This window comes from Delftia sp. BGA-UO-ETr-SB1 (assembly GCF_059567865.1).
Window position 1 is genome coordinate 94,811 of sequence record NZ_JCAQOW010000004.1, and the last position, 9,333, is coordinate 104,143.

At 64.9% G+C, this 9,333-nt stretch carries 10 protein-coding genes; 4 read left to right on the top strand and 6 right to left on the bottom strand.

Features of this window, described 5'->3' with window-relative positions:
• Positions 1-40: 40 nt before the first annotated feature.
• The 6 genes from AC57B5_RS00915 to AC57B5_RS00940 form a co-directional block, all read right to left on the bottom strand.
• Positions 41-550 carry a phage tail protein gene (locus AC57B5_RS00915; RefSeq protein ID WP_313238680.1) on the bottom strand — a complete coding sequence of 170 codons (510 nt, stop codon included), beginning with the start codon at positions 548-550 and terminating at the stop codon, positions 41-43.
• A complete protein-coding gene (locus AC57B5_RS00920) occupies positions 534-1,100 on the bottom strand; it encodes a DUF2514 family protein (protein WP_496398525.1) in 567 nt (188 codons plus the stop codon). Before AC57B5_RS00920 ends, AC57B5_RS00915 begins: the two co-directional genes overlap by 17 nt.
• Positions 1,100-1,681: a glycoside hydrolase family protein gene (locus AC57B5_RS00925; protein WP_496398526.1), complete on the bottom strand. Its 582-nt coding sequence runs from the start codon at positions 1,679-1,681 to the stop codon at positions 1,100-1,102. Before AC57B5_RS00925 ends, AC57B5_RS00920 begins: the two co-directional genes overlap by 1 nt.
• Positions 1,678-1,944, bottom strand: coding sequence for a hypothetical protein (locus AC57B5_RS00930; RefSeq protein ID WP_099751452.1), 267 nt, complete (start codon positions 1,942-1,944; stop codon positions 1,678-1,680). Before AC57B5_RS00930 ends, AC57B5_RS00925 begins: the two co-directional genes overlap by 4 nt.
• A gap of 1 nt (position 1,945) precedes the next feature.
• Positions 1,946-2,149 carry a tail protein X gene (locus AC57B5_RS00935; RefSeq protein ID WP_043824232.1) on the bottom strand — a complete coding sequence of 68 codons (204 nt, stop codon included), beginning with the start codon at positions 2,147-2,149 and terminating at the stop codon, positions 1,946-1,948.
• A gap of 385 nt (positions 2,150-2,534) precedes the next feature.
• Positions 2,535-2,753: a hypothetical protein gene (locus AC57B5_RS00940; protein WP_012204526.1), complete on the bottom strand. Its 219-nt coding sequence runs from the start codon at positions 2,751-2,753 to the stop codon at positions 2,535-2,537.
• Positions 2,754-3,324: 571 nt separating this feature from the next.
• Here AC57B5_RS00940 and tig point away from each other — a divergent pair.
• From tig to lon, 4 genes are all read left to right on the top strand, one after another.
• Positions 3,325-4,635: a trigger factor gene (gene tig / locus AC57B5_RS00945; protein ID WP_012204528.1), complete on the top strand. Its 1,311-nt coding sequence runs from the start codon at positions 3,325-3,327 to the stop codon at positions 4,633-4,635.
• Between the two features lie 135 nt (positions 4,636-4,770).
• Positions 4,771-5,379 (top strand): ATP-dependent Clp endopeptidase proteolytic subunit ClpP, encoded by a 609-nt coding sequence (gene clpP, locus AC57B5_RS00950; protein ID WP_012204529.1) that lies wholly within the window; start codon positions 4,771-4,773, stop codon positions 5,377-5,379.
• Between the two features lie 107 nt (positions 5,380-5,486).
• A complete protein-coding gene (clpX, locus tag AC57B5_RS00955; RefSeq protein ID WP_012204530.1) occupies positions 5,487-6,749 on the top strand; it encodes an ATP-dependent Clp protease ATP-binding subunit ClpX in 1,263 nt (420 codons plus the stop codon).
• 120 nt (positions 6,750-6,869) lie between these two features.
• Positions 6,870-9,284 (top strand): endopeptidase La, encoded by a 2,415-nt coding sequence (gene lon, locus AC57B5_RS00960; RefSeq protein ID WP_012204531.1) that lies wholly within the window; start codon positions 6,870-6,872, stop codon positions 9,282-9,284.
• Positions 9,285-9,333: the final 49 nt, after the last annotated feature.

A 9,333-nucleotide genomic window follows, 5' to 3' on the forward strand; every position in this document is an offset into this window, starting at 1 on the left:
ACGCTGCCACATGCAGCCCGGCATGCGGCCCGGCCACGCCTCAGCGCGGGTCGTAGTTCCACTCGGCCACCTTCTCGCCGAACAGGAACAGCTCCCACAACTGGCGCTGCGCAATGTCGAGCTGGCCTGGCGGCTCGGGCTTGTAGATCAGGTCGAAGGCACCGGGGCCGCCCTCGCGCGGGCGCGCCAGCACAGCCTCCACCAGGTCGATCTCGATCGCGAGCTGCTGCGGCTGAGAGGCGGCTGCAGGGTCCGTGGAAGGGGGCGCAATGTCGAAGCGGATCGCCTGCTCGCGCCTTTCGGCATGGTCGAACAGGTCGGGCTGGTGGCGCCGCGCCCAGACCAGCAGCGGCACGGTCACGGCATCGATGCTGCCGGTGAAGTCCGCAATCACCAGGCTCAGCGTATAGCGGTATTCCCAGGAAAGGGACGGCGTGCCCGTGTTGACCACACGGCCCCTCTGGATGGTGAAACGGATGTTCCCCGGCGACTGTTGCAGCTGGGGCAGGGCAGCGACGAGCGCGTCGCGCAGGCTAGCGGGCTTGAGCATGGCGGGGGTCCTGGGTCATGGTGCTGGTCAGGGCGCTGGTCAGCGCGAGCCCGGCGTCGTAGGCGCGCTCGCAGGCGCTGCCTCGGTGGCGGGCGTCGTCAGCAATGCGCGCCAGCGCTCCCGCTCGCTCGTCAGCGCGGCGCTGCAGCTCGGCGAGCAGATCGAGGGCTGCGGTGTCTGGCGCGCACTGTCCGGCAGCGGCGCGAGCCTGGGCGGCGGCACGGTGGGCGGTGAGGTAGCTGGCGAGGTCGCCGCGCAGCCGGCCAGCAGCAGCGCGGGCAGCATCGGCATCCGCCGCAGCGCGCGCCAGGGCCAGGTCCGTGTCGCGTGCAAGAAAGTCGAGGCGTTCACGGTAGGCTCCTTCCCGTTGTCGATAGCGTTCGGATGCGTGCAGCGCGGCGGTGGCAGCGGCCTGGCGGTCGGTCGCCAGATCCGTGCGTGCCTGCGCCGCATCGCGCTCGGCACCCAGCCGCGCCAGCGACTGCCAGACCAGCAGTGCCGCCAGCAGCAGGGCCAGCAGCTGCCAGGCATGGGTTTGCAGGCGGTCCATCAAGGCTGGACCTCCATGCAGGCCGCGTGGCGCGCCTGCTGGCGTGTCCACACGCCGCGGCATACCTTGTTGCCGGGTGCCGAGCAGTCAAAGCGCCAGCGCGTGGGCCGGCCTGCGCCATCCCATCGATAGGCACTGAAGCCCTGCAAAGGCTGAGTGCTGGTCATGAATCGCCAGGCCAGGTAGGAGTGGCAGGCGCCGGCGTAGTCGCCAGCCCGTGTCCTGGACAGCATCGAGGAGCCGCGCCAGGCCCCGCAGCCGTACTGGCCCGCAAAGTCCACGGCCTGGGCAAACTCGGCCGCGTGCACCCGCGTGTCACCCAGCGAATCGCGCACGCAGGCGCCGTACTGCTGCTCCAGCAGGTTGATGGCCAGTTCGCGCGCCCGTTCGCGGGTGATGGGCGGGTCGGCCAGGGTCACGCGCGTGCCGTCCTCGTAGCGCGTGGCGCCGTGGCCGATGGTGGGCACATCGCCCTGCACGGGAATGATGGGCGCCGCGCTGAAGCCTTCTGCGGCAATCCAGGCAGCAACGATGGCCGCGCCAATGCCCAGTCCTGCCGCTGGCATGCGCGCTGTGCTCATGGGGCCGCTCCGGTGTCTGTGGAGGTCGAAGACGCCTTCCTGCGCGCGGCGTCCTCGGCCTGGCGCGCGCGCCGGTCCTCGCGTTCATTGCGCCAGCGCCACAACAGATACGCGGCCTGCAGCAGCACGTAGACGATGGTCAGCGCGGTGGCGGTATGGGTCATGGTCCAGCCATTGGCCACGTTCGCGGCCACGACGGTGACGGGAGGCGCGGCCTTGGCGCCTTCCAGGGCGGCGGTCTTGACGATGGTTTCTCGGTCCATGTCAATCCCAGAAACTGATCAGGGGCAGGCTGGGCGCCTGGGCGGGTTCGGTCAGCTCGACGGCCAGGCCGGCGGGCAGATGGGGACCGTGGGCCGACAGGCCCGGGTTGCGCTCCAGCGTGGCTTCCACCACGCCGCGCGTGGCGCCCAGCTGGCGCATGCACAGCTCGTCCAGCGTTTCGTATTCACGGGCAATGGCCAGCATCAGGCGCGCTCCCTGTGTGCAGGGTCGGCGGGAGCGGCGGCACGGGCCGGTGGCGGTATCGCCTGATCCGGCGCGGGAAAGGGAATGGCAAGACTCACTGAAGCTCCTCGTGGGCCGGCCCGCGCGGACCTGTTCCTGGTGCACCCGCCATGCGTGTGGCTGCGGATGCCGGGAACGCCTCAGGCCACCGGATCGCGGTGGCACCGGGCAGGCGGTAGGCCGGGTCCGGCGCGCGGGCCGGGTATGAATGCCATGTTTGCCGACGGGAGCAGGCCCGGCAATCGCTGCAGCCTGTGCGCGCTGCGGGCACGCCAGCGGCCATGCCGAACGCAGAAATGACAAGACCCCGCAGAGCGGGGTCTTGTCATGGTGGGGGTGAGCGGGTCTAGCAGCGCTTGCTGCCAACTACCTGGCTGCGATGCAGATGGTCGGACAGGTCACCCGCCGCCGCGCTGAGCTTGCGTGACACGGGCAGCAGCAATGCGGTAATGGCCGAGGCGTGCACGGCCGTGCCCCGGGCTGCAGCCAGCAGCTCGCAGATGGCGGCCACTTGCTCGCTGGCGCTTTCCACATCGTCCCTGACCGTCTCAATCTGGTGCTGCATCGCGTCTTCTTTCTACTGTATGCACATACAGTATAGGTCGAATGACCAGATGTTTCAATTTGATGTGACCCTTTTTCATCTGCTGATTGGCGATGACTGGCAGGGCCTTTGGTCGGGCTGCGCGCATGTTGGGTTGGCGTGTGCCGGGCGGCCTCGAAAGCTTTTTATTGGCCCGCACGGATCCCGCGCAGTGAAGGCAAGTGATTGTTTTTGAATGGTTGACGACCCGCCCCCCGCGCACCACGCACCAACGCCGCTCAACTGCGGCGAACACTGCTCAAGCCCGCTTCCTGTAGAGGAGGCGCATTGGCCAGGCGGATTGCGGGATTCCCCTGCAAGAGCGCGCGTCTGGAAGGCAAAACCGCCTCGTTTATAATGTCCGGCTTCGCTTACATCACGGGTTGAGCGAACCATGTGCGGTCCCCAGCGGCCAGGTGCATGTGATGTAAGCCCTTGAAATCTGAGGTGCCGCGCGGCCGACTGGCTTGGCTCGCGTCGCACCGTGACTTTTGCGCAATACGGTGCGGGCTGTACAGCAGCCGGCACGGTCCAATCCCTCATAGGAACAAACATGGCCGTTACTGTTGAAACCCTTGAAAAGCTCGAGCGCAAGATCACGCTGAGCCTGCCCCTGAACTCCATCCAGAGCGAAGTCGAGAACCGCCTCAAGCAAGTGGCGCGCACCGTGAAGATGGACGGCTTCCGTCCCGGTAAGGTGCCGATGAGCGTGGTGGCCCAGCGTTATGGCTACTCGGTGCAGTACGAAGTGCTCAACGACAAGGTTGGCGAGGCTTTTGCACAGGCCGTCAACGAAGCCAAGCTGCGCGTGGCTGGCCAGCCCCGCATCTCCGAAAAGGAAGGCGCTCCCGAGGGCGAGGCCCAGTTCGAAGCCATCTTCGAAGTGATGCCTGAAGTCAAGATCGGTGACCTGACCTCGGCCGAAGTCGAGAAGCTGACCGCCGAAGTGGACGACGCCGCCATCGACAAGACCGTGGACATCCTGCGCAAGCAGCGCCGCACCTTCGCGCAGCGCGCCCAGGCCGATGTGGCCGTGGACGGCGACCGCGTGACCGTGGACTTCGAAGGCAAGATCGACGGCGAGACCTTCTCCGGCGGCAAGGCTGAAGACTTCCAGTTCCTGGTCGGCGAAGGCCAGATGCTCAAGGAATTCGAAGACGCAGTGCGCGGCATGAAGGCTGGCGAGTCCAAGACCTTCCCGCTGGCATTCCCCGCTGACTACCACGGCAAGGACGTGGCCGGCAAGACCGCCGATTTCCTGGTGACGGTCAAGAAGATCGAAGCCGCCAACCTGCCCGAAGTGGACGAGGCCTTTGCCAAGGCACTGGGCGTGGCTGAAGGCACGGTCGAAGGCCTGCGCGCCGACATCAAGAAGAACCTGGAGCGTGAAGTCAAGTTCCGCGTCCAGGGCCGCAACAAGCAGGCCGTGATGGACGCCCTGGTGTCCAAGGCTGAGCTGGAACTGCCCAAGGCTTCGGTGCAGGCTGAAGTCGCCCGTCTGCTGGAAGGTGCCCGCGCCGAGCTGCAGCAGCGCGGCATCAAGGACGCCGAGAAGGCCGAGATCCCTGAAGACGTGTTCCTGCCCCAAGCCGAGCGCCGCGTGCGCCTGGGCCTGGTGGTGGCCGAGCTGGTGCGCGCCAACGAGCTGCACGCCACGCCCGACCAGATCAAGGCCCACGTGGAAGAGCTGGCCGCCAGCTACGAAAAGCCCGAAGACGTGGCACGCTGGTACTTCGGCGACCGCCAACGCCTGGCTGAAGTCGAAGCCGTTGTCATCGAAAACAACGTGACCGAGTTCGTGCTGGGCAAGGCCAAGGTCTCCGACAAGGCCGTGTCCTTCGACGAACTGATGGGCCAGGCCTGAGGGTTTGAGCACCGCCTGCCTGCCGCTTCGTGAGATCGGCGGGCGGGTTGGCATCTGCGGGGCTTGTGCTTTGGCGCACAAGCCCCATTTTCTTTCCGGATACGGCTAAAGTAGCCCCCTAGTACTGGAGAAAACATGAGCGCATTGGAAACTCAGGGTTTGGGCATGATCCCAATGGTCATCGAACAGTCCGGCCGCGGAGAGCGGTCGTACGACATCTACTCGCGCCTGCTCAAGGACCGGGTGATCTTCCTGGTGGGCCCTGTCAATGACCAGACGGCCAACCTCGTCGTGGCCCAGCTGCTGTTCCTTGAAAGCGAAAACCCCGACAAGGACATTTCGTTCTACATCAACAGCCCTGGCGGCTCCGTGAGCGCCGGCCTGGCCATCTTCGACACGATGAACTTCATCAAGCCCGATGTGTCCACGCTGTGCACCGGCATCGCAGCCAGCATGGGCGCCTTCCTACTGGCCGCTGGCACAAAGGGCAAGCGCTTTGCGCTGCCCAACTCCCAGGTCATGATTCACCAGCCGCTGGGCGGCATGCAGGGCCAGGCCACCGAGATCGAAATCCACGCACGCGAGATCCTCAAGACCCGCGAGCGCCTGAACAAGATCCTGGCCGAGCGCACGGGCCAGCCGCTGGAAAAGATCCAGCACGACACCGAACGCGACTACTTCCTGTCCGCCGAGGAAGCCAAGGACTACGGCCTGGTCGATCAGGTGATCAACAAGCGCTCCTGAAGTCCGGAGGCTGCATGAGAATGGGCGGCGTTTTCCCCCTACGGAAAACGCCGCTTTCCATTTGGTTATCATCCTTTTCCATATTTCTGTAACAAGGCACCGACCCCATGGCCGAGAAAAAAGGCTCCTCCAGCGAAAAAAACCTTTATTGCACCTTCTGCGGCAAGAGCCAGCATGAGGTCAAGAAGCTGATCGCGGGTCCGTCAGTCTTTATCTGCGACGAGTGCATCGATCTCTGCAACGAGATCATCCGCGACGAGCAGCCCAGCACCGAGGCCAAGGACGGCCGAGGCGACCTGCCCACGCCCGCCGAAATCAAGGCCAACCTCGACAACTACGTGATTGGTCAGGACCTGCCCAAGCGCACGCTGGCCGTTGCCGTCTACAACCACTACAAGCGCCTGCGTCACAAGGACAAGGCCGGCAAGGACGAGATTGAGCTGGCCAAGAGCAACATCCTGCTCATCGGTCCCACGGGCTCCGGCAAGACGCTGCTGGCGCAGACGCTGGCGCGCATGCTCAACGTGCCCTTCGTCATGGCCGACGCCACCACGCTGACCGAGGCCGGTTACGTGGGCGAGGACGTCGAGAACATCATCCAGAAGCTGCTGCAAAGCTGCGAGTACGACGTCGAGCGTGCACAGCGCGGCATCGTCTACATCGACGAGATCGACAAGATCTCGCGCAAGTCCGACAACCCCAGCATCACGCGCGACGTGTCTGGCGAGGGCGTGCAGCAGGCCCTGCTCAAGCTCATCGAAGGCACCATGGCCAGCGTTCCCCCGCAAGGCGGCCGCAAGCATCCGAACCAGGACTTCCTGCAGATCGACACGACCAACATCCTGTTCATCTGCGGCGGCGCGTTCGCGGGCCTGGAGAAGGTCATCGAGAACCGCACCGAGGCGTCGGGCATCGGCTTTGGCGCCACGGTCAAGAGCAAGAAGCAGCGTTCCATCTCGGAAGTGTTCCAGGAGATCGAGCCTGAAGACCTGATCAAGTTCGGCATCATCCCCGAGCTGGTCGGCCGCATGCCCGTGGTCACGGCCCTGGCCGAACTGGGCGAAGACGCCCTGGTGCAGATCCTGACCGAGCCCAAGAACGCCCTGGTCAAACAGTACAGCAAGCTGCTGGCCATGGAAGGCGTGGAGCTGGAGATCCGGCCTGCCGCGCTCAAGGCCATCGCCCGCAAGGCGCTGGCGCGCAAGACGGGTGCCCGTGGCCTGCGCTCCATCCTGGAGCAATCGCTGATCGGCACCATGTACGAGCTGCCCAATGCCGACAATGTCGAAAAGGTAGTGGTGGACGAGTCCACCATCGAAGACGGAAAGGCGCCGCTGCTGGTTTACCGCGAAGCGGCCAAGAAGGCCTGATGCGCCGCCGCCTGCAAAGGTCCGGCAGCGCAAGTCCCTGCGTCCCGAAATCCTTTCGGGCCGCAGGGTTGAAATACACCGGTGTGCGGACCATCTTCCGCTGACAAACCGAGGATTCCCATGTCAGGACATACCCCTTTGCCTTCCACCCCCCTAGACCTGGCGCTGCTGCCGTTGCGCGATGTGGTCGTGTTCCCCCACATGGTGATCCCGCTGTTCGTGGGGCGCGCCAAGAGCATCAAGGCGCTGGAGCTGGCCATGGAGGGCGACCGCCGCATCATGCTGGTGGCCCAGAAGACCGCCTCCAAGGACGAGCCCACGGCCGCTGACATGTTCGATGTCGGCTGCGTGTCCACCATCCTGCAGATGCTCAAGCTGCCCGACGGCACGGTCAAGGTGCTGGTCGAAGGCCAGCAGCGCGCGCTGGTCAAGCAGGTCATGGACGAAGAGACCCACTTCGTGGGCTCCGTCGTGCCCGTGGCGCCTGAGGCCGAAACGCACAAGCCCAGCGAGATCGAGGCCCTGCGCCGCGCCGTGACGCAGCAGTTCGACCAGTACGTCAAACTCAACAAGAAGATTCCGCCCGAGATCCTCACCTCCATCGCCAGCATCGACGATGCCGGCCGCCTGGCCGACACCATTGCCGCGCACCTGCCGCTCAAGCTTGAGAACAAGCAGGCCGTGCTCGACCTGGTGGACATCAAGGAGCGCCTGGAAAACCTCTTCGAGCAACTGGACCGCGAAGTCGACATCCTCAACGTCGACAAGCGCATCCGCGGCCGCGTCAAGCGCCAGATGGAGAAGAACCAGCGCGACTTCTACCTGAACGAGCAGGTCAAGGCCATCCAGAAGGAACTGGGCGAGGGCGAAGACGGCGCCGACATCGAAGAGATCGAAAAGAAGATCAAGCTGGCCCGCATGCCCGCCGAGGCGCGCAAGAAAGCCGAGGCCGAGCTCAAGAAGCTCAAGCTCATGTCGCCCATGTCGGCCGAAGCCACCGTGGTGCGCAACTACATCGACGTGCTCACGGGCCTGCCCTGGAGCAAGAAAACCAAGATCAAGCACGACCTTGCCAATGCCGAGGACGTGCTCAATGCCGACCACTTCGGCCTCGAAAAGGTCAAGGACCGCATCCTTGAATATCTTGCTGTGCAGCAGCGCGTGGACAAGGTCAAGGCGCCCATCCTGTGCCTGGTCGGACCTCCGGGCGTGGGCAAGACCTCGCTGGGCCAGTCCATCGCCAAGGCCACGGGCCGCAAGTACGTGCGCATGGCGCTGGGCGGCATGCGTGACGAGGCGGAAATCCGCGGCCACCGCCGCACCTACATCGGCGCCATGCCGGGCAAGGTGCTGCAAAGCCTGGACAAGGTCGGCACGCGCAACCCGCTGTTCCTGCTGGACGAAATCGACAAGCTCGGAATGGACTTCCGTGGCGACCCATCGAGCGCCCTGCTGGAAGTGCTGGACCCCGAGCAGAACCACACCTTCGGCGATCACTATGTCGAGGTGGACTTCGACCTCAGCGACGTGATGTTCGTGGCGACCTCCAACTCCATGAACATCCCGCCCGCGCTGCTGGACCGCATGGAAGTGATCCGCCTGTCGGGTTACACCGAGGACGAAAAGGTCAACATCGCCATCCGCTACCTGCTGCCCAAGCAACTCACCAACAACGGTGTGAAGGACGGCGAAATGCAGGTCGACGAGTCCGCCATCCGCGACATCGTGCGCTACTACACGCGTGAAGCCGGCGTGCGCTCGCTGGAACGCGAGCTCTCCAAGATCTGCCGCAAGGTGGTCAAGGGACTGCAGCTCAAGAAGCTGGAGCCCACCGTCGTCGTCAATGCCGACAACCTCACCGACTACCTGGGTGTGCGCAAGTACAGCTACGGCCGTGCCGAGCACAACAACCAGGTCGGCCAGGTCGTGGGCCTGGCATGGACCGAGGTCGGTGGCGACCTGCTGACCATCGAGGCCGCCATCATGCCCGGCAAGGGCGTGATCTCGCGCACCGGCTCGCTGGGCGACGTGATGAAGGAATCCGTGGAAGCCGCCCGCACCGTGGTGCGCAGCCGCTCGCGCATGCTCGGCATCAAGGACGAGGCCTTCGAGAAGAAGGACATCCACGTGCACGTGCCCGATGGCGCCACGCCCAAGGACGGCCCCAGCGCGGGTGCGGCCATGACGACGGCCTTCGTCTCTGCGCTGACCGGTATCCCGGTGCGTGCCGATGTCGCCATGACCGGCGAAATCACGCTGCGCGGTGAGGTCACCGCCATCGGCGGCCTCAAGGAAAAGCTGCTGGCGGCCCTGCGTGGCGGCATCAAGACGGTGCTGATCCCCGAAGAGAACGTCAAGGACCTCCAGGAGATCCCCGACAACGTCAAGAGCGGCCTGGAAATCATCCCCGTCAAGTGGATCGACCAGGTCCTCAAGGTGGCGCTGGAGCGCGTGCCCGAGCCCTTGTCCGAGGAGGAGGCCGCAGCGCCGCCACCAGCGGAATCCAAGCCTGTGGAGCCAGCCGTCAAGCACTGAAGATGAAAAAATGTAGCGTTTTTCCTGAACCCTCCAAGAACTACGCTAC